The sequence below is a fragment of the Sphingobium sp. SCG-1 genome, from assembly GCF_002953135.1.
Lineage (GTDB): Bacteria > Pseudomonadota > Alphaproteobacteria > Sphingomonadales > Sphingomonadaceae > Sphingobium.
In genome coordinates this window covers 2874768-2895322 of sequence record NZ_CP026372.1, presented here as the reverse complement: position 1 = coordinate 2895322, position 20555 = coordinate 2874768, and the positions used below count along the sequence as shown (strand labels likewise).

Here is a 20555-nt window from a genome sequence, read left to right as displayed (position 1 = left end):
CGTCAATCCTCCGAGACTGCGGTAGGAGTGGTATGGGGTTTGTGCGCGAACAATTTGGCGCGGGTAATCGCATAAGGTTCGACGAAAAGGTCGGGGTTCGTCGCCTGCACCCATGCCGCGATCGGACCGTTGACATGCGCCATGACTGCCTCCTCATCGACGAAGGTGTTGAAGATTGCGAAGCTGCCATTGCCGAGGTCCAGCGCATGGAAGCTTGTGGTTCCCGGTTCATCCCGCGCGATCCGCCGATGCGCCTCCTCCAGGAAGCTTCGCGCCTCAGTCTCGCGTCCCGGCCGCGCCTGCATCGTCGCCCAGATTGCCAGCATCGTCATCGTCTCGCTCCTTGTCACCAGCTCTTAGTCAGTTGCAGCGCGAATGTGCGTGGGGCTCCTGCCAATCCTGCAGGCACTAACCCATTAGCCGCAATGGTTATCAGATATTGTTTGTCGTTCAGATTTTTGCCGATCAACTGCAGGCTCCAATCACGGTCGGCACTGGTCCAGCCCACCGAGCCATTAATCAGATCATATCCGCGTTGCGCAAAGACTGCGGCGTTGGACGGATCGTAGAAAACGCGGCTTTGATAATAATATTCGCCCCGCAGGAAGGCCTTGCCGCCAACCAGGTCGAAATTAAACTGGGCCGATCCGGACAACTGATGTCGGGGAGCCGCGTTCAGTCTATTTCCGGCTGCATTATAGGTGCGGGTCGCAGCGTTGAACCGAGTGTCGCCTGTTAAAAACGGGACTAACTGGTTCGGTACGCTTGATGTGGGAAACGACCTATATTCAGTATCGAGCAGCGCGTAATTCGCCGTCAAGGTCAGTGCATTTACGGGCCGGGCGGTCACTTCGAACTCTGCGCCAGTAACCCGCGCGTTAGCGGCATTACGGATCGCAACTACGCCGGGCGCAACGAGCGATTGAACCTGGAGGTCTTTATAATCGTAGTGAAACAAGCTGACATTGATGCGCAGCCGCCGCCCCAGCAGATCGCTCTTCATGCCACCTTCATAGGCCCATATCGTCTCAGGCTCGAACGAAAGGTCCGCTGGCGTGTTAGCGAAGATGCTCGTTCCACCCGATTTAAAACCGCGGGTTGCCGATCCATACAGCAGTATCTGGGGAGTGACTTGCCAGTCGATGCCGAACTTGGGCGTCACTGCATCGAAATTGCGCTGCAAATCATAGACGAACGGAAAGCCCGGAGTTGACTGCCCGGTCGCCAGTGAAACGCGATTGAAGTTCTGCTCAATCCGCTTCCGGTCGTGCGTATAGCGGATACCCGCCGTGATGCCGAGGTCAGGCGTCAGCTTGAATGTCCCTTGGGCAAAGGCGGCAAGAGATCGCGTCAAACTGTCCGGCGTGGTAGCGATGCGGAACGCGGCGGCAGGCGGCAGCACCGGGCTGGCATAATTGTTCGCGAACAGATCAGTGCTGGTCTTGTCGTGGAAATAGAAAAGGCCAAGAACGCCCGATAGCCTTTCGCTGTTGAGCGTCAGGTTAAACTCTTGGCTGAATTGGCGCGACGTTTCGGCTTGGCCTGCCTCAGCGGCACGCAGATCCGTCCCGTCACTATCGACCTGCAAGTCATAGCTGCTATGCCGATACGCGGTGAGTGACTTCAGCGCGAGTTCCTCCGACAACTCGAAACTCGCTTCCTGGCTAATCCCCCAGAATTCGGTGCGATTGAACTGCGGCGAACTAATAGCGACTGTGTGGAAGTCACCGACGATGCTGTTTGCGAGCGGCGCTGCATTGATGCCGCTCGGCCGGAATGGGACAAGCAGATGATCGTAGCTATCGAATCGCTCGTTGCCCTTACTCCAGTCTGCTCGCGTGATAAGCTCTATGCCTGATGCCGGAAGGACACGGATCTGGCCGCGCACGCCCCCCCGATTGGCATTGCTCGTACCGGGTTGCCCGGCGACGAGGTTGTTGAAATAATCGTCATGGCGAACGTAGCTGGCTGCGAGACTTGCCTGTACAGTGTCTCCAATCAATGGTCCGGAGACGAACCCCTGTGCAGTAAAGGCGTCTTGGCTGCCGACCGTTACCTGCGCCTTGCCGGTAAAACTGTCATCAGGCTTTTTCGAAATGATGTTGATGGTGCCGCCGATGGCATTACGCCCGTATAGCGTTCCTTGCGGCCCCCGCAGGACCTCCAGCCGCTCGATGTCGACAAAATCCTGAAATTGTCCGAACGCACGCGCGATATAGACACCGTCAAGCTGAGTAGTCACGCTGGGGTCCGACCCGCCGAAGACGTTCGATGATCCGATGCCCCGCATGTAGATCACTGCGCTCGCCGTGACTTGCGCGACATTGAGGCCGGGGACGACCGCTACCAGATCCTTGACGTTGAGAACCAGAGAGCCGTCGAGCTTGTCAGCAGAAAATACACTCATGGCAATGGGTGTGCTTTGCGCGCTCGTCTCACCCGTCCGGCTGGCGGTGACGACGATGTCCCTGATACCCTGTTCGCCACCGTCCGTATTGACCGCGGACGAATCCTGCGCGTGGACTTTCATGGGCCAGGCTGACGCTGTGGCAATTGCAATGGCTCCTAGGGTGATGGCATTCGATCTTGTCATGGCGATATCCTCCCCATCACCCACCGCTCGACGGTGTGGGCGTATGTTGATTAGCGGTGGAAAGCGCCGTTTGGGTCAAAAGGCCGGCGCGGAAGCCTCAACTCAGCTCGTAGTTCCGCCCGAAATCCGGAGGCGGAACACCATCTGCCGACCACAGAAACATGCCGTCTTTTTTGGTCCATTCCGTTACCGGCCAGTCACATCCGGCGGACACATAATCCATATCGGAGTAATATTCGGCCAAGCCATTCCACGGGTCGCGGAAATAATGGAAGTAGTTCGATCCTACGCCATGACGCCCAGGCCCCCAGGCGTGGCGGAAGCCTTTCCCAAATAATCGCTGCGCACCCAGGGCGGCTTCGTCGATTGATGCCATTTCAAAACTGACATGATGAAAACCGGGGCCGGGGGATTTAAGCAGACCGAGCACATGATGATCGCTGTCGACGGGCAAGCGCATGAACGCAGCATATTCATCGACGATCGTATCGCTCAGCCGCATCCCCAGCACGTCGCAATAGAAACGCTGTAGGCGGGTCACATCCGGCGTGAACAAGATTATGTGACCCATGCGGCGCGGCCGCGCCGCTATGTCCCGGCTTGGACAGCCGCGCTCGCCGCTGCGCTCTATGACGCCGGGCCGATTGACCCTCGGAACTGGCTCCGCTGCGTGGCTCGCCTTTGCCGCGACGGTCACATTGACAAGATTGCCGTCGGCATCGTTGAACCACAATCCGTCAGGCGCGTCCGCACTGGGCGGATCGAGACGCGCAATGCCCCGGTCCTGCAATCGCTGGGCAATGATGGGAAGGCTGGCCTCATCGGCACCGAACGAAGCATAATGGAACCTTCGGTCGCGTCCGGTTTCCACCAATATCACTTCGTCATGATCGCGGCCATCGCATCGAAAGCCTAATGCTCCGCCCCGGTCGGCCATGTTGAGGCCGAACGCCTGATAGAACTCCGCACCTTCCGTCAGATCCGGCACGGTGAGTGCGAGATGTCGTAATGAATGGATCACTTCTTCCACTCCCAAATATTTGAGGAGGCGATATTTGTCATTCGGTCATGCTGTGGTCAGCAGCGACGGAGTGTGGTTGGTCCAGATTGCCAAGGAACCTTGGTGCGACAAGCTTTCGTCCGTCAGTACGTCGCATATGCCGATTTCCATGTTCTAAATAGGATGCTCTTCATCTCCTCGACAAAGCCGAGGCGAACGCGGTCTGCAATCTCTGGCCAAAGAAACGCCATTACCTTCTCCTTGTTGCCATACTAGCATGTAAGATAGGAGTGTAAAGAGCATTCTTCTCTCTCGGCACAGGAGGCTCACGGGAGCAGGCATCCTGATGGAGGTGGTCTGAACCCAAGCATTTTTAGCTGCCACTCTGGGTCTGCGTGCCCTGCACCATTTTGCCGATGGCGCAGACGGGAGCTAAAGCAGCAGAACGCTGATAGTCGTATTGGAACGGGTGGTTTGAACTCTGGTAGATTCGAATTCTTCCTGTTATCGCGTCATGATGAGAAAAAGCAAATTTGCGCAAATCATTTACTCGGTCCAGCAGACGAAACCGGGGGCCCCGAAGATGTTGCTCGCACTAATAAGCCTGGCTGCTTGCGCCAGTCCTGGTGCCTCGCGCGAGTATCTGGTGCACGACATTGCGGAGTACCGGCGTGTCGCTACCACGCTTGCCCCTGGAGATGTCGTGACGCTGGCGAACGGCGAGTGGAAAAATTTCGAGATCATGTTCGAGGCGCGGGGGACGCGAGAGAAGCCGGTGACGTTGCAGGCGCAGACGAAGGGAGCCGTCGTGATTACGGGGCGATCCAATTTGCGCCTCGCCGGAGAGTATCTGGTTGTTTCCGGCCTCGTCTTTCGCAATGGGTATAGTGCTGATGCGGACCTGATCTCCTTCCGCGAGAAGCAGGGCGTGTTCGCGTCCAACTCCCGCCTCACTGAGATCGTTATCGATAATTTTAGCCAGCCGAATCCGGAAGAGGGGGAGAACTGGATTGCTTTTTATGGGCATGACAATCGGCTGGACCATTCACACATTTTGGGCAAACGCAGCCGGGGCGTAACCGTCGCCGTCATTCGCGATGATCCGCAACCGCAGGCGGATCGCCATCGGATCGATCATAATTATTTCGGTCCCCGGCCGCCGTTGGGCAAGAATGGGGGAGAGACCATCCGCGTTGGTACTAGCGATCTTTCCAAGGGCATCTCCGGGACGATCATCGAAGATAACTACTTCGAGGAATGCGATGGCGAGGCTGAGATCATCTCGATCAAATCCGGCGGCAACATCGTCAGGGGCAATCTGGTAATCGCGTCGCAGGGCTCGATCGTGTTGCGCCATGGCGATGGCAATCTGGTCGAGCGCAACGTCATTCTGGGAAAAGGCAAACCGGGAACCGGCGGGATCAGGATCATCAATGCCCGTCAGACGGTGCGAAACAACTATATAGAGGGCGTGACGGGCACCGGCCACTATGCCGCGCTGTCGATCATGAACGGCTCCGTCAGCGGCCCACTGAACGGATATGCGCAGGTGACGGACACCCTGATTGAGGGCAACAGTGTGATCGAGGCAGCCGAAGTGTCAATCGGCACCGGTGCAGGATCGAAACTAGCAGCCGCCCCGGTGCGAACGCGGTTCGAACGAAATCTGGTTACGGGGACGGGCGGGGCAAGCCCCTTCGCCGTGGTCTCAGACGCCAGCGGTATCGCATTTTTGGCCAATGTGGCGGAGGTGCCGCCTACTGGCCTTTCCGATCGACCGCCAGAGACCATCGCGGTGAAGTCCGAAGTGCTCAATCGGGCGGCAAATGGCCTTTTCTACCCGGAAGGGAACGTTGGAGCGCCCCGCGACCTTGACCCCGTTTCACGCGATGCGGTGGGAGTGAATTGGTATCGAAATCCTTGATATCGTGCTTGAGCCTGATGGCTCGCCCATTTCCAGAATGCGTTCATAGCAATCGCTGCACGTCTTAGCGCATGTTGTAGATAGCGATTTTCCCCCTCCGCAGGATGCTCGGTGAAAAGGGGGCTGGTTATGCGGTACGCGAAGGGGCGGATGTTCGCCGGGATTGAGCGCTTTGGCGCTTCGGTCGCGATCGTCGATGAACTTGGCGACCGGATCAGCTATGCCGAATTGGCGCAACGAGCGGACGAGTTGGCGTTGCCGCTAGGAAGCAGCAAACAACTGGTCGCGATCGAGGCAAGCAATACGGCGAATGCGCTCATAGCGTATGTCGGAGCCCTGCGGGCGAACCATGCCGTTCTGCTGCTGAAGGGCGGCAATGCGCAGGACGAGCGCATCCATTCGACCTTCCGTCCGAACTATATTGTGCGGCAGGGTGGCCATATATGGGAGCACCTCTCTGACGGCCTGCCCAATGAAATAAACTCGGACCTTGCAGTCCTGCTGTCGTCGTCAGGCTCGTCGGGCACGCCGAAGCTGATCCGGCTGTCACACGAAAATCTGATTTCGAACGCTCATGCCATCGCTGAGTATCTGGAGATCACCCCCAGCGATCGCGCGCTGACCACGCTGCCATTTTTCTATTCCTACGGCATGTCTGTGGTGCATTCGCACCTGATGACAGGGGCGAGCCTTTTGCTGGATGACAGGTCCGTAATCGACCCGGACCTTTGGACTCGTTTCGAGGGGCAGGGCGGCACCAGTTTTGCAGGTGTTCCGCACAGCTTCGAACTACTGGAACGAACCAACTTTCTTGCCAATCCACCTGCGGGGCTGCGGTATGTCACTGCCGCGGGCGGAAAGCTGGCTCCCGACAAGGTTGCTAAATTCGCGTGTGCGCTTGCCGACCGCAATATCCGCTTCTTCGTCATGTACGGCCAGACTGAAGCGTCGCCCCGCATCGCCTATCTGCCTCCCGAAGCGGCGATAACTCATCCCTATTCAATTGGCAGAGCCATTCCGGGCGGCGAATTGGCGTTGGAGGACGAGGATGGTCGGCGCATCACCGCGCCCGGAGTACCAGGCGAACTCGTCTATCGCGGTCCCAACGTGATGATGGGCTATGCCCATGGCCGGGATGATCTCTCGCGGGGTAAGGATGTTGAGAGCCTGCGCACTGGCGACCTCGCGACCGTCGATAAGGACGGCTTTTTCACGATTGTCGGGCGGCTCAGCCGCTTCGTCAAACTCTTCGGGCTACGCATCGACCTGGACGATGTAGAGCAATGGTGCGGGGCGCGCTCCCCGGGCTCGGCCGTGGCAGGGGATGACCGCGGGATCGTACTGGCAACCATAGGGGCGCCCGACGCGACACTGGGAAACGATCTCGCCGCCAAATTAGTGATTCCTCAAGACAAGATAGCCGTGGTCGGCATGGCCGAACTGCCCCGTCTTGCATCGGGCAAGGTCGACTATCCGCGCATCCTGCAATTACGAACTGCCGAAATCTTGCCCTTCGAAACGGGAAAGCCCCTGGCGGTGGCGCTCGCCGAATTGCTCCGTATTCCCGCGATCGGTCCGAACAGGAGTTTCATCGAGGCTGGCGGAGATTCACTCAATATCGTCTCGGCTTCGATATTGATCGAGGATCGGCTGGGTCAGGCGCCCCCCGGCTGGGAACGCATGAGTATGGCTGAGTTGGACAAACTGGTCTCTGCAACGGGGAAAAGCATTCCCGTCCCTCGCCCCGGCGTCCCATCGGATATCCTGGCGCGCGCCGTGTGCATTCTGCTGGTCGTGCTGCACCATGGGGCCGATATCGCGCTGGAAGGCGCGGCCATCGGCTTGCTAATGATCGCTGGGTTCAATTTCGGTCGCCTGCAAGCGCCGGCCGTCATGACACTCGGGCCCCTCGTTCCAGCGTGCCGGTCGCTGCGCCGTATCGTGCCGCTCTATATCGGTATCATGGTGCTGTACTTTATCGCCAAGCGGGACGTGTTCTGGCCCAACATCTTCCTCTACTCGACCTTTACGCGTGGCTATGACGATGGCGCGACGGTCATCGGGCTGTACTGGTTCATCGAGACCTATATCTGGCTGATCCTTTTCAGTTGCCTGTTGGTCGCGGTGCCCTTCGTCGCGCGGCTGGAGCGGGAGCGCAATATCATGCTGCCGTTGATCGTGCTCGTTGTCGCACTTGCCCTGCATCTGCTCGTAGCACCGACGGGACATGTTCGGGCGGCCGAACTGCGATCATCCTTTTATCTGTATTACGTCTTTGCGCTGGGGTGGATACTGAACTTCGGCACCACCCGTCAGCGCAAGTTGTTGCTGTCGATCGTGGCGCTGACGGTGCTGGTGCTTCAACCCGCGCATCGATTTCAGTCCGGAATGATCGTGACGACGGGTGTCGCGATGCTGCTGCTGTGGATCAGACGGGTGGAGTTCGGGAGCCGGATGGCCGCTTGGTTGACCGCGCGGATCGCGCATTCCAGCTTGTATATCTATCTTGTCCACCCTGCGGTGTTCATGCCACTCCTGACGCTGTTCGGCCGGGGGGAGATGTTAGGGATACCGGCCCGATTGATCGGCGCATTGCTGCTGACAGTGCCTTTGTCCGTGGCGGCGGGACTGCTCCTGCACGCTTTGATCGATTGGACGGAGCAGGTGACGCGAGACATATGGTCGCGGCGGCAGCGCGCCCATGCGCCGCTACCACTCGCCACGTCTCTTCATCAGCCGGGCGAGGAAATGGCCGCGCCCTGAACGTTCTCGTTAGCCGACGAAGGCGCGCTCGATCACATACTGGCCGGGCTGCGCATTCGACCCTTCGGTGAACCCTTCGCGCTCGAACAGCGCGGCGAGGTCACGGATCATGTCCATGCTGCCGCACATCATGATGCGGTCGGTTTCGGGCACGAACTTGTGCGGCCCGCCTACGCCTTCGAACAGCTTGCCGTTGGCGATCAGCGCATCAATGCGACCGCTGGTGTGGAACGGTTCGCGCGTGACGGTCGGCAGGTAATGCAGCTGCGCCTTGGCTTCCTCTTCCACCAACGGATCGCCCGCCAACTTCGATTCCAGCTCTTCGTGAAATGCCAAGTCGCTGACCCGGCGGACGCTGTGCACCACCACGATCTGTTCGAACCGATCATAGATTTCCGGGTCGCGAATGATGCTGAGGAACGGCGCAAGACCAGTGCCGGTGGACAGCAGGAACAGGCGGCTCCCCGGGATCAGTGCGTCGGCAACCAGCGTGCCGGTAGGCTTGCGGCCCAGATACATCTGGTCGCCCGGTTGGATCTTCTGCAGCTCCGACGTCAGCGGGCCGTCCTGCACCTTGATCGATAGGAACTCCAGTTCCTCGGCATAAGAGGGACTTGCGACCGAATAGGCGCGCAGCAATGGCTTCTTCTCGCCGGGCAAACCAAGCATCACGAACTCGCCGGACCGGAAGCGGAAGCTTGGCGGCCGTGTGCAAGTGAAGCTGAACAGATGCTCATTCCAGTGCCGCACGCTCAGCACCGTTTCCACGGTAAGGCTGGACGTGGGTTCCAAACGGGGGAGCATTTCGGTGCCGTCACTCATCGATCTGAATTTCCTGGTCTGCGTAGAAAAGCAGCGTTCTCATGGCCGCGCGCAGGTGCCCTACCGAATGAGGCACCCCACCGCAACCCGCGCGGACCAAACGGATTCTACTCGGGCCAATAATCGGACTATTTCGCTCTTATTGCAGCGTCACCCGATTCTCGACGAGGTTCTCTACCACAGCAGGCTCGGCCAGCGTCGACGTGTCGCCCAATGCCTGCGCCGATACTTCGCCTTCCGCGATCTTGCGCAGGATGCGGCGCATGATCTTGCCCGACCGCGTCTTGGGCAGGCCCGGCGCAAACTGGATGGCGTCCGGCGTGGCGATGGGGCCGATTTCGGTGCGGACCCACTTCACCAGATCTTTGCGCAGATCGTCGGACGGTTCCTCGCCCGCGTTCAGCGTCACATAGGCGTAGATGCCCTGACCCTTGACGTCATGCGGCATCCCCACGACCGCCGCTTCGGCAACCTTGGGATGCAGCACCAGCGCGCTTTCCACTTCAGCGGTGCCCATCCGATGGCCGGAGACGTTGATGACGTCGTCCACGCGTCCCGTGATCCAGTAATAGCCGTCTTCGTCGCGTCGCGCGCCGTCACCGGTCGTATATTTGCCGGGATAGGTGGTGAAGTACGTCTGGAAGAACCGCTCGTGATCGCCCCACACCGTGCGCATCTGCCCCGGCCATGATCGCGCGATCAGCAGGTTGCCCTCCGCCGCGCCCTCCAGAACCTTGCCGTCCGCGTTGACGATCTGCGGTTCGACGCCAGGCAGGGGGAGGGTGGCCGACCCTGGTTTCAGGTCGGTGGCGCCGGGCATCGGCGCAATCATCGCGCCGCCCGTCTCGGTCTGCCACCAGGTGTCGATGATCGGGCAGCGCCCTTCGCCGACGACGCTGTGATACCAGCGCCAGGCCTCCGGGTTGATCGGTTCGCCCACGGTGCCGAGCAGTCGGAGCGATTGGCGGCTGGTCGCGGTGACGAACCCGTCGCCTTCCTTCATGAGCGCGCGTAGCACGGTCGGCGCGGTGAATACGGTCTGCACCTTATGCCGGTCGATCACTTCCCAAATGCGGCTGGGGGTCGGCCAGTTCGGCAGCCCTTCGTACATCAGCGTAGTCGCACCATTGGCGAGCGGCCCGTAGACGATATAGCTATGCCCCGTGACCCAGCCGATGTCGGCGGCGCACCAGTAGATGTCGCCGGGTCGATAATCGAAACACAGCTCGTGCGTCAGGCTGACCCACAGCAGATAGCCGCCGGTCGTGTGCAGCACGCCCTTGGGCTTGCCAGTCGATCCAGAGGTGTAGAGGATGAACAGAGGATCTTCCGCGCTCATCGGCTCCGGCGCGCAGTCGGCCGAAGCACCGGCGGCGGCTTCGTGATACCAGATGTCTCGCCCGGACTGCATGGCGATGTCACCGCCAGTCGCCCTGACGACGATCACCTTGTCCACGGATGGCGCGATCTCCAGCGCCTTGTCGACATTGGCTTTCAGCGCAATCGCTTTGCCACCGCGCCGTCCTTCGTCGGCAGTGATGACGATGTTGGAATCGCAATCCGCAATGCGCCCCGCGAGTGCCTCTGGCGAGAATCCGCCGAACACGACGCTATGGATCGCCCCGATCCGCGCACAGGCGAGCAGCGCGAACGCCGCCTCCGGGATCATTGGCATATAGACCGTGATCCGGTCGCCCTTCTTTGCGCCCGCGCCTTTCAGCACATTGGCGAAGCGGCACACCTCGCTATGCAATTCGCGATAGCTGTAGCGGCGCGGTTCCTCGGCGGGATCGTCGGACTCCCACAGGATCGCCGTCTGGTCGCCGCGCTCCGCCAGATGCCGGTCGATGCAATTGACCGAGAGGTTCAGAACCCCGTCGCCAAACCAGCGCACGCCGAAATCGCCTTCTGCAAAGCTGCTCTCGTCCGCGATCGTCGGCGGGGTGATCCATTCCAGCCGCTTCGCCTGTTCCAGCCAATAGCCCTCCGGGTCCGCCAGCGACTGCGCATGCTCGGCGGCACGGCTGTCCGCATTGCGCAGGGCGTGCTGCGCCCACTCAGAAGGCACCGGAAACAGGTCTTCAGTCATTCAGGCTCATCCCTCTTTTAGTTTATCCTTCGAAGCGCACGCCGATCCAGAGGGTCCGGGGTGTGCCGAGGTCGATCGATCCGCCCACATTACGCGTGACGACCGCCTTGTCGAAGATATTTTCCGCACGGCCTACGATGGCGGCATGCGCCCCGATAGGCAATTGCGCGAATGCGTCCACCGTGATCGCGCCCGGCAGCACATCTGTCTGCAGATCGTCCTCATACTGGCGCGACACGTAGCGGACAGTCGTGGAAAGGGAAGCCCGTTCGACAGGTTCCCACGCCACCTTCGCACTCGCCGCATGACGGGGACTTTGCGCAGGCACCAGGCCGTCAAAGGCTTTGCCGGGCGCCTTCACGGTCGCATGGCTATAGGCATAGGAGCCGAGCAGAGACCATCGGCCGCTCCGCACGCTGGCAGTTAGCTCGATCCCCTTGGCTACAATCGCATCGACATTCTGCCGCTGACGCAGGTTGGTTCCCAAGGTGACATTGGCGACCGCGTTGCCTAGCCGGTTGTAAAAGGCCGTCGCCCCCAGCGTTACACCGGCGAGCGGCGTCAGGTCCGCGCCGATCTCGACACCCTTCAGCTTCTCCAGCCCGAGCGCCGCGTTGGCCTGTGTCGTCACAGGGAACACTGCAAACGGACGGTAAAGTTCATTCAATGTCGGCAGGCGAAACCCGGTATATCCCGCGGCACGCAGAGCGATCGCATCGCTCGCCCGGAACAGCGCACCCGCGCGCCCGCTGAACTTCCACCCATCACGATCAGGGTAAAGCGTATCCGATGTCAGTGCGCCACCCGCATTGCGGATTTCGAACTGCCCATCCGTGATCGTCCAGCGGTCCGCCCGCACGCCGCCGGTCAGCACCAGCTTGCTCGCCAGCGCTGCGGGCGTCCAGTCATCCTCCAGGAACAGCCCGGTCGTGCTCTGCCGCCCGAAGGCGTGCCGCCGCGCGGTCACCGCGCCGCTGGTCGCATTATACGCGTCCTCGAACATGTCGCCGCTCGCAATCCGGGTGTCGACGCCGAGCCGCATGACATGATCCGCGCCAAGCGGCGGCCGCACTTCGATCTTCCCGCCGATCCCGGTCGAGGGCGTGTTGCGTTGGTCGAGCGTCTTTTTGAAACTTGTCGAGCTGATCACGATATTGCTGAAATTGCGGGCCTGCACATAGGCCAGTGCATCGACTTGCCATTCGCCGCGCGCGATCAGGCGGATGCTCGCATCCTGCCCTTCGCTATGGCTGTCGGCACCCCGGAAGCGCAGCGTGCGATCGTCATTGAAGATCAACGCCCGCGCTTGAATCTCGACGGTATCACTAACCGGCGCAACAGCGCGGATGTTGGTGGACCAGCCATCATAGCGCGCCGGAACATCGGCGATCGTGCGCTGGCTTTTGGGGCTGGTGTAGAAGCCGTCGCCGCGGTCCCAACGCCCCGAAATCGACACATAACCTTGCCCCAGATCCGGCGTCACCGTCCCCGATAGCTCGGTCGAATCGCGACTGCCATAGGCGGCATTGGCGCTCACTGTAGGCAGGTCGGCCCGCAGCGCGCTTTCCAGCTCGATCGTGCCCGCCACGGCACCAGCGCCGAACGCGCCCAGGCCGCCGCCGCGCGTCACTCGGACGCCCGCCAGCCGTTCGGGTACGATGGCGCTGAAAGGAATATAGCCGAAGAACGGGTCTGCCATCGGAACCCCGTCGAGCAGCACCAGCGTTCGGCTCGATGCATTGCCGCCGAGCGCGCGCAGTGTCGCACCCTGTGCCGAGGGGTTGGCCGATCGACTGTCGGACCGCCGGAACTGCTGGAACCCCGCCACATCGGCAAGCACGCTCTCCAGCCGCCCCGAAGCGACGGACGTCAGCCGCTCCCGCGGAATGATGACGGAACCATAAGCGGGCGTCCCTGGCGGCAATGGCAATCCCCGACCGGTCACGATGATAGGCGGCGGCGCTTCGTCCTGGGCCAGGACCGGCGCAGGCAGGAAAGTGACAATGGCAATCAGGGCAGTGCGGCGCATCGATGGTCCTTGTGGCGAAGCTGTGTCGGCCGGCACCGACCTTCTCCCCGCCTCCTTTTGTTACTGCGCCGCTCGGGTCAAGGGGCATCGCGGTGACGCATCGCTTTTGTGCACCCGTTAATGCTCCCCCCGGTCACCGTCCCGCTGCGGTACAGCCGGAATCGCCGTCTGGTCTTCCCGGCAGGATTGGCTAAGCAAACGCTCTGGAGAACGGTTGCGCATGAAAATATTCGACAAGATCAAGGCTTTGACGGCGCGCGACCTCATCCGCGCTGGCCTCGGCATGGGCCTGGTGGCGACCGCCATTCAGGTAACCAGCATGCCGAGCCGCTTCGCCCGTGAGCCGGAGCCTGTAATCGGCAAAGCAGCGACGCCCGCGACGGCCCCCAAAACCATGCCCGTTGCCAAAGCCGTGGACAGTCCCTTCGCCGTCAAGCGCGTGCTTCAGATCGACGGACCCTTCCGCCATGGCGACTATGTGTGGGACGACGCGGGCGTTCCCGCCGGACCCGTCGTCATCACCGTCGACCTGAAGGCGCAGACGCTCTCCGTTTTTCGCGACGGCTATGAGATCGGCGCGGCGGTCATCATCTATGGCGCGACCGACAAGCAGTCGCCCCTTGGCACCTTCCCGATCACGCAGAAGGACGCCGACCACTATTCCAGCACTTATGACGCGCCGATGCCCTACATGCTGCGCCTGACCGCCGATGGCGTCGCGATTCACGGCAGCAACGTGCAATATGGCAATGCCACGCATGGTTGCATCGGTGTGCCGACCGCCTTCGCCAAGCTGCTGTTCGGACAGGCGAAGCTGGGCGACAAGGTTATCATCACCGACGGCAAGATGATGGACGTAAGCGGCGCGGCATCGAAGGCCTAGGCCGAACGCGGCCGCCACAGTCCGATCAGGCTAAGCGCCGCCGCCGCCGACATATACAGTCCGACTAGCTCGATCCCGCGCGCCGCCACCAGATATTGCGCGACGATCGGAGCCAACGCTCCCCCGATGATCCCGCCCAGATTGAAGCCGAACGACGCGCCGGTGTAGCGTAACTGCGTCGGGAACAGCGCGGGAAGAAACGCGCCCAGCGGCCCATAGACGAACCCCATAAGGAACAGAGCCAGCGCCAGGATCAGGAAGATCGCAAGCAACGATCCGCTGCCCATCGCCGTGCCGAAGATCAGGCCCATCGGGATGGTGCCAAGGCATCCGATCACCAGCACGCGGCGCGGGCTGCTCTTGTCCGCCCACCATCCGGCAAGGATGATACCGACTGCCATGAACAGGATCGCGCCGAGTTGCAGCCCGAGGAACGTCTCGCGCCCGATCTTCAGCGTTGCGGTGCCGTATCCCAGAGCAAAGGCCGTCGCGATGTAGAAGATCGCGAAGCACGCCACCACCGCGAACGTCCCCGCCAGCGCGGCGCGCAAATGCCCGCGCAGCAAGTCGGCAAGCGGCAGGGCAGGGGGCGGCGCTTCCTCCATCGCGGCGGAAAACTCCGGCGTCTCCGTCAACTTCAGCCTTACCCAAAGGCCCAGGATCACGAGGATCGAACTCGCAAGAAACGGCAATCGCCATCCCCACGCCAGGAACTGCGCATCGCTCAAGAACGCGCCGAGCAACAGGAACAGCCCGTTCGCCGCGATGAAGCCGACCGGCGCGCCCAGTTGCGGGAACATGCCGAAGCGAGCGCGCCATCCCGGCGGCGCATTCTCCACCGCCAGCAACGCCGCCCCGCCCCATTCCCCGCCAAGGCCGAAGCCCTGCCCGAAACGCAGGATGCACAGCAGCAACGGCGCGACCCAGCCAATCGACTGGTAGGTCGGCAGGAACGCGATCAGCAGCGTCGATCCGCCCATCAACATCAGCGAATAGACCAGCGTCGACTTGCGCCCGATGCGGTCGCCATAATGGCCGAACACCGCCGCGCCCATCGGCCGCGCGATGAACGCCAGGGCGAAGCTTGCGTACGCCGCCAGCAACTGCGCGGACGGCGACGTCGCCGGAAAGAAGAGCGGCCCGAACACCAGGCTCGCCGCCGTCGCGTAGATATAGAAGTCGTAGAACTCGACCGCCGTGCCGATCAGGCTCGCGCCGAGCACTCGCTTATGGCGCAGCATCGCGCCAATGCCGTCTGACCCACCGCCGCTCACGCGCGCGCCCGCTTCTGGTTCAGCACTTCATACGCCATCACCGCCGTCGCCACGGCCACGTTCAAACTGTCCGCCTTCCCCAGCATCGGGATTTTTACCAGCAGGTCGCACGCCGCCTCATAGGTATCCGGCAAGCCCTGCGCCTCGTTTCCCACCAGCAGGAACACCGGCGCGTCATAGGCAACGTCCTGATAATCGTTGGCCGTATTGAGGCTGGTGCCCACCAACTGACCATCGCCCTGCCGCAGCCAGTCGAGAAACTCGTCCCACCGCGCGGTCGCGATCTTCTGCGTGAACAGCGCGCCCATGCTCGCGCGCACGGCCTCTACGGAAAAGGGATCGACGCAATCATCGACAAGGATCAGCCCGCCCGCGCCCACGGCATCCCCCGTCCGCAAAATCGTACCCAGATTGCCCGGATCGCGCAGCGATTGCGCCACGATCCATATGTCCGCGCTGCGCCGGTCGATCTGCGCAAGCGGGGTCAGTCGATCCTGATATACGCCGACGACGGCCTGCGGATTGTCCTTCCCGCTGATCTTCGAAAGAATATCGGGCGAAGTCTCAATCACGTCACTGCCGGCATCTTCCATCGCCGCGATCAAGTCCCGCGCGAGCGGATGCTCGGACCCGGCATGGAACAGCATCTCGGGCAAAACCCCCGCCTCCCGCGCCTCGGTCAGTATGCGCAAGCCTTCGGCCAGAAACAGCCCCTCGGCCTTGCGGAACTTCTTCTCCCGCAGCGACCGCACCCGCTTCACCAGCGGATTGGAAAATCCTGTGATTTCACGCGCCACGCAAGGTCACTCTTCGCCGAACTTGTCCTCGACGAGGCTGACGAGCTTGTCCAGCGATGCTTCGGCATCGTCGCCCGCTGCGCTGATGACGATGCTGTCGCCCATCGCCGCGCCGAGCATCATCAGGCCCATGATCGACGTTCCGGTGACTTCGGAGCCGTCCTTCGCGACGGTGATCTGCGCAGGCAGTCCGCTGGCGACGGTGACGAACTTGGCGCTCGCCCGCGCGTGAAGCCCGCGCCGGTTGGTGATCTTCACTTCCTGCCGAATGTCGCTCATGAGGCGCTGCCCAGCAATTCGGAGGCGACGCTGATATATTTCTGTCCGGCCTCGCGCGCCGCCGCGACGGCCTTGCGCACGTCCATCGCCTTGCGTGCGCTTTCGAGGCGAATAAGCATCGGCAGGTTGATGCCCGCAATCACTTCGATCTCCCCCGCCTTCAGCAGCGAGATCGCAAGGTTCGATGGTGTACCGCCGAACAGATCAGTCAGCAGGATCACGCCGCTGCCGTCGTTCACGCGCTCCACCGCCGCAGAGATATCCGCGCGGCGCAACTCCATATCGTCTTCAGGGCCGATGCAGATCGTCTCGATCGCCTGCTGTGGACCCACCACATGCTCCATGGCCACGACGAATTCCGCCGCCAGCCGACCATGCGTTACCAGAACCAGTCCGATCATAAGTTAATGCAGCCTATTTGCGTCATTGCTTGGGTCCGGCCCTCCGGCCCGGCGCTTCTCCAGAGCGTCCTGGGGTGCCGATTCCATGTTGCGGTGCGAGACCGTGGGCGAAAATCCTGCCTGACGCAAGGCTGTGGCGACACGTTCGGCGACATGAACCGAGCGGTGTCTCCCTCCGGTACATCCAAAAGCCACTGTAACATAAGCTTTTCCCTCCTCCGCGTAACGAGGGAGCAGCGTTATCAACAGCGTCTCGATCTGCGACACCGCCGTCTCATAGGTGCAATCTTCGGCGATATAGGCCGCGACTTCCGGGTCTTGCCCAGTGCGCGGGCGCAACTTCTCATCCCAATGCGGGTTGCGCAGGAAGCGCATGTCGAACACCAGGTCGGCATTGCGCGGCAATCCACGCGAAAACCCGAAGGACAGGATCGTCAGGACCGGATCGGACAGCTTTTCTCGGCTATAGCGGTTGCGGATTTCCTGTTGCAGGCTGTTGCTGTTGAAGCTCGTCGTGTCGAGCACATTGGTCGACCAGCGTCGCAACGGCTCCAGCAGTTCCCGCTCGCGCGCGATGCCGTCCGCCGCCACCCGGTCCTGCGCCAGCGGATGCCGCCGCCGCGTTTCGGAAAAACGCCGCTCCAGCTCCGCGCCGCTACAATCGAGAAACAGCGTCTCGATATCGTGGTTGTATTTCTCGCGCAGCGCCTTGATCCGCTGGACGATGCCGTTGGCGTCGAACCCGCGCGTGCGCGCATCGATGCCGATGGCAAGCGGGCGATCTTCTTCCGCATGGCCCGCGGGGAGGGGCGTCTGAAGCAGGCGATCGAGAAGCAGCAGCGGCAGGTTGTCCACCACCTCCCAGCCCATGTCCTCCAGCGTCTTGAGCGCTGTCGTCTTCCCCGCGCCCGAAAGACCGGACACGAGCAGAATATGTTTAGGATGCTGCGGCGACGCCATCCCCGTCTGTTGCCAGTCCGAACGCCCTCAAGGCAAGCGCGACTTTGATCGGCGCACTTGCTTCCCATGGCGAGAGGGGCAGGGTGGGGATGGCAATGCCTGCGATTTCAGTCACTTGCATGACGCCGGGGTAGCGTTCCACCTCCGCGCCTAAATTAAGTATCACCGCCACCGGAGCCGCTGCAACCAGCTCCATTTCGACGATGCCGACTCCGCGCACTTCGATCTTGCCCGCGATCCGATCCGGCGCACTCGCCATCAGCGTCTCGCCAAGGCGCGTCAGCACCGTATAGTCATCGCTGACCAACTTGCCGCCCCGATCGATCAGCCGCAATGCCAAATCGGACTTGCCGCTCCCGCTGAGCCCCATCAGCAACACTGCGCGCCCTTCGATCGCCACGGACGTAGCATGAAGAGTTTGGCTCTCGCCGGTCACTCCGATGTCATGCCCGGATCGGCGGACTGCGCCATCGGCAGTCGCACGATGAAGCTTGCCCCTTGCTGCGCATCATCGCGATCGCCGATGCTGATGCGGCCCTGATGGCCTTCCAATATGCTGCGGGCGATGGCGAGGCCCAGGCCGCTATGCTTGCCGAACTGTTCGCCTTCGGGACGGACGCTGTGGAAGCGGCGGAACACGGTCTCGCGCTCGGCCAGCGGCACGCCGGGGCCTTCATCCTCGACGGCGACAAGGACTTCGCTGTCCGCCACGGTCGCGACGATCTGCACCAGCCCGCCATTGGGCGAGAAGGAGATCGCATTGTCGAGCAGGTTTTCCAGCACCAGCGCCAGCCGCTGCTTTTCGCCCAGCACCACCGCCACATCCTTGCGCGGGCGGGCAAAGGCGATGTGCACATCCCGCTCGATCCCGCGCGTCTCCCGCGCCACGACCAGATCTTCGATCAGCTTGCCCAAGTCGATCGGCTCGAACCGCGTGCGAGACAATTGCGCATCCACACGGGACGCTTCGGCAATATCGGTCACGAGCCGGTCCAGCCGCCGCACATCGTCCTTGGCGATGGCCAGCAATTGTTCGCGAAACTCCGGCTTATCGACCGTTCCCAAGCCGTCGAGGGCGGAACGCAGCGACGCGATCGGGTTCTTCAATTCATGGCTGACATCCGCCGCGAATGCATCGGTCGCGTCGATCCGCTGCCGAAGCGCCTGGCTCATGTCCGACACAGCGCGCGCCAGCATCCCGATCTCATCGCGGCGGTCGGGCAGGCGCGGCACGATCACTTCGCGTGCCCGCCCCAAGCGCACCCGCACAGCCGCACCTGCAAGCCGCCGCAGCGGCAACACGATGGTGCGCGCAAGGAACAGCGAGAGCAGCGTCGATCCAATCAACGCGGCCGCCAGCACGAAACCCAGCCGCAGCCGCTCCGCCCGAACGGTGCGCGTGATATCGCGCGCATTCTCCGTCGCCAGCATCGTCTCGCCATTGCGCATCGCGATCGCCGAAGACACGACCGGCGTTCGGTCCGGTGCATAGCGGTTCATGACCTGGCCTTGGCCCGTCCGTTTCGCCGACACGATTTCGGGCCACGCCTGTGCGCGATCCACGCGCGGTTCGGCAAAGGCGGGCGTCGGGTCGGCCGACACGATGCGATCCACCACCCGGTCCATGAAGCGCGCGACATGCCGCTGCCATTCCTCGCTGGCCGGATCGCGCAATTCATAGGTAGGTGGCCCAAGCGTGAAGCTGTCCGTCAGCAGCCGTCCATCAGGCCGATATTGCCGGATGCGCGCATTGCTCTTGCGCGCAAAAGCGGCGATCAGCGCATTATGCTGAGCGTCCGGCGTGCTTTCCAGCGCGATCCCCAGCAACTGAAGTTCGCGCAGCGACCGTTCCAGCCGCGCATCCACCACCCGCGCGCGGTAGCTGTCGAGATAGAAGAACCCGCCCGCCAGCAGCGCGAGCGCAAAAATATTGACCGCCAGAATCCGGCGGGTAAGCGACAGTCGCCCCGACCAGCGGAGCGCCATATCGCCTTCCTCACTCTTCCGAGAATCGGTATCCGGCGCCATAGAGCGTATCGATCGCATTGAAGTCGGGGTCTGCCTCGCGGAATTTACGACGCAGGCGCTTGATGTGGCTGTCGATGGTGCGATCATCGACATAGACGTCGTCCTGATAAGCGGTGTCCATCAACTGGTTGCGGTTCTTGACGACACCGGGCCGCGCCGCCAGCGCCTCCAGGATCAGGAATTCGGTGACGGTCAGCGTCACGTCCTGCCCCTTCCACTTCACGCGATGCCGCGCCGGGTCCATCTCCAGCCGCCCGCGCACGATCGGCTCGGCTGCCGGTTCGCTATGCTCGGTCGCGGGCCGGGCAAGCTCCGCCCGCCGCAGGATCGAACGGATGCGCGCGATCAACAGCCGTTGCGAGAAAGGCTTTGAGATATAATCGTCCGCCCCCATCGCCAGGCCCAGCGCCTCGTCCAGTTCGTCGCTCTTGCTGGTTAGGAAGATCACGGGCATCGCGTTTTTTTCGCGCAGGCGGCGCAGCAATTCTATTCCGTCCATCTTGGGCATCTTGATGTCGAACACGGCAAGATCGGCGGGATTCTCGATCAGTGCTTTCAGTGCAACTTCGGAATCGGAATAGATTCGCGTTACGAAGCCTTCGGACTGCAAGGCGATGGAAACAGACGTTAAAATGTTTCGATCATCGTCTACGAGGGCGATCGTGGGGACTTGGGTCGCGCTCATTCACTGCGTTCCGGCTGCTGTATCACCG

At 61.7% G+C, this 20555-nt stretch carries 17 protein-coding genes; 3 read left to right on the top strand and 14 right to left on the bottom strand.

Annotation, left to right across the window (positions count from 1 at the left end; genetic code table 11):
- Positions 1–2: 2 nt before the first annotated feature.
- From C1T17_RS13180 to C1T17_RS13170, 3 genes are all read right to left on the bottom strand, one after another.
- Positions 3–332: a putative quinol monooxygenase gene (locus C1T17_RS13180; protein WP_104953832.1), complete on the bottom strand. Its 330-nt coding sequence runs from the start codon at positions 330–332 to the stop codon at positions 3–5.
- 14 nt (positions 333–346) lie between these two features.
- A complete protein-coding gene (locus tag C1T17_RS13175) occupies positions 347–2593 on the bottom strand; it encodes a TonB-dependent receptor (protein WP_104953831.1) in 2247 nt (748 codons plus the stop codon).
- Between the two features lie 97 nt (positions 2594–2690).
- Positions 2691–3614, bottom strand: coding sequence for a VOC family protein (locus tag C1T17_RS13170; protein ID WP_189338349.1), 924 nt, complete (start codon positions 3612–3614; stop codon positions 2691–2693).
- A gap of 562 nt (positions 3615–4176) precedes the next feature.
- Here C1T17_RS13170 and C1T17_RS13165 point away from each other — a divergent pair.
- A complete protein-coding gene (locus C1T17_RS13165) occupies positions 4177–5517 on the top strand; it encodes a polysaccharide lyase 6 family protein (protein ID WP_189338348.1) in 1341 nt (446 codons plus the stop codon).
- Between the two features lie 129 nt (positions 5518–5646).
- Entirely contained in the window at positions 5647–8280 is a 2634-nt protein-coding gene (locus C1T17_RS13160; protein WP_104953828.1) for an AMP-binding protein, read from the top strand.
- Positions 8281–8289: 9 nt separating this feature from the next.
- On the opposite strand, the gene C1T17_RS13155 is transcribed toward C1T17_RS13160, so the two are convergent.
- From C1T17_RS13155 to C1T17_RS13145, 3 genes are all read right to left on the bottom strand, one after another.
- Positions 8290–9102: a ferredoxin--NADP reductase gene (locus C1T17_RS13155; protein ID WP_104953827.1), complete on the bottom strand. Its 813-nt coding sequence runs from the start codon at positions 9100–9102 to the stop codon at positions 8290–8292.
- A gap of 139 nt (positions 9103–9241) precedes the next feature.
- Positions 9242–11191, bottom strand: a complete 1950-nt coding sequence (gene acs, locus C1T17_RS13150; RefSeq protein WP_104953826.1) for an acetate--CoA ligase — start codon at positions 11189–11191, stop codon at positions 9242–9244.
- Positions 11192–11213: 22 nt separating this feature from the next.
- Complete coding sequence (locus tag C1T17_RS13145) at positions 11214–13220, bottom strand: TonB-dependent receptor (RefSeq protein ID WP_104955217.1); 2007 nt, start codon at positions 13218–13220, stop codon at positions 11214–11216.
- 220 nt (positions 13221–13440) lie between these two features.
- Here C1T17_RS13145 and C1T17_RS13140 point away from each other — a divergent pair, with 220 nt between their 5' ends.
- Positions 13441–14103, top strand: a complete 663-nt coding sequence (locus C1T17_RS13140) for a L,D-transpeptidase family protein (RefSeq protein WP_104953825.1) — start codon at positions 13441–13443, stop codon at positions 14101–14103.
- On the opposite strand, the gene C1T17_RS13135 is transcribed toward C1T17_RS13140, so the two are convergent.
- Genes C1T17_RS13135 through C1T17_RS13100 form a run of 8 tightly spaced genes read right to left on the bottom strand, consistent with a single transcriptional unit; the run spans position 14100 to position 20527 of the window.
- Positions 14100–15344 (bottom strand): MFS transporter, encoded by a 1245-nt coding sequence (locus C1T17_RS13135; protein ID WP_104955216.1) that lies wholly within the window; start codon positions 15342–15344, stop codon positions 14100–14102. The two genes, C1T17_RS13140 and C1T17_RS13135, sit on opposite strands and share 4 nt — an antisense overlap.
- 29 nt (positions 15345–15373) lie before the next feature.
- Complete coding sequence (locus C1T17_RS13130) at positions 15374–16174, bottom strand: TrmH family RNA methyltransferase (protein ID WP_104953824.1); 801 nt, start codon at positions 16172–16174, stop codon at positions 15374–15376.
- Positions 16175–16180: 6 nt separating this feature from the next.
- Positions 16181–16453, bottom strand: coding sequence for an HPr family phosphocarrier protein (locus tag C1T17_RS13125; protein WP_104953823.1), 273 nt, complete (start codon positions 16451–16453; stop codon positions 16181–16183).
- Positions 16450–16854, bottom strand: coding sequence for a PTS sugar transporter subunit IIA (locus C1T17_RS13120; protein WP_104953822.1), 405 nt, complete (start codon positions 16852–16854; stop codon positions 16450–16452). The genes C1T17_RS13125 and C1T17_RS13120 overlap by 4 nt, the downstream gene beginning before the upstream one ends.
- 3 nt (positions 16855–16857) lie before the next feature.
- Positions 16858–17814, bottom strand: a complete 957-nt coding sequence (gene rapZ / locus C1T17_RS13115) for an RNase adapter RapZ (RefSeq protein WP_104953821.1) — start codon at positions 17812–17814, stop codon at positions 16858–16860.
- The gene (locus C1T17_RS13110; RefSeq protein ID WP_104953820.1) at positions 17792–18256 is read right to left on the bottom strand and encodes an HPr kinase/phosphorylase; all 465 of its coding nucleotides are present in this window, start codon (positions 18254–18256) and stop codon (positions 17792–17794) included. Before C1T17_RS13110 ends, rapZ begins: the two co-directional genes overlap by 23 nt.
- Entirely contained in the window at positions 18247–19842 is a 1596-nt protein-coding gene (locus C1T17_RS13105; protein ID WP_104953819.1) for an ATP-binding protein, read from the bottom strand. The genes C1T17_RS13110 and C1T17_RS13105 overlap by 10 nt, the downstream gene beginning before the upstream one ends.
- The gene (locus C1T17_RS13100) at positions 19811–20527 is read right to left on the bottom strand and encodes a response regulator transcription factor (protein WP_104953818.1); all 717 of its coding nucleotides are present in this window, start codon (positions 20525–20527) and stop codon (positions 19811–19813) included. The genes C1T17_RS13105 and C1T17_RS13100 overlap by 32 nt, the downstream gene beginning before the upstream one ends.
- Positions 20528–20555 lie beyond the last annotated feature (28 nt).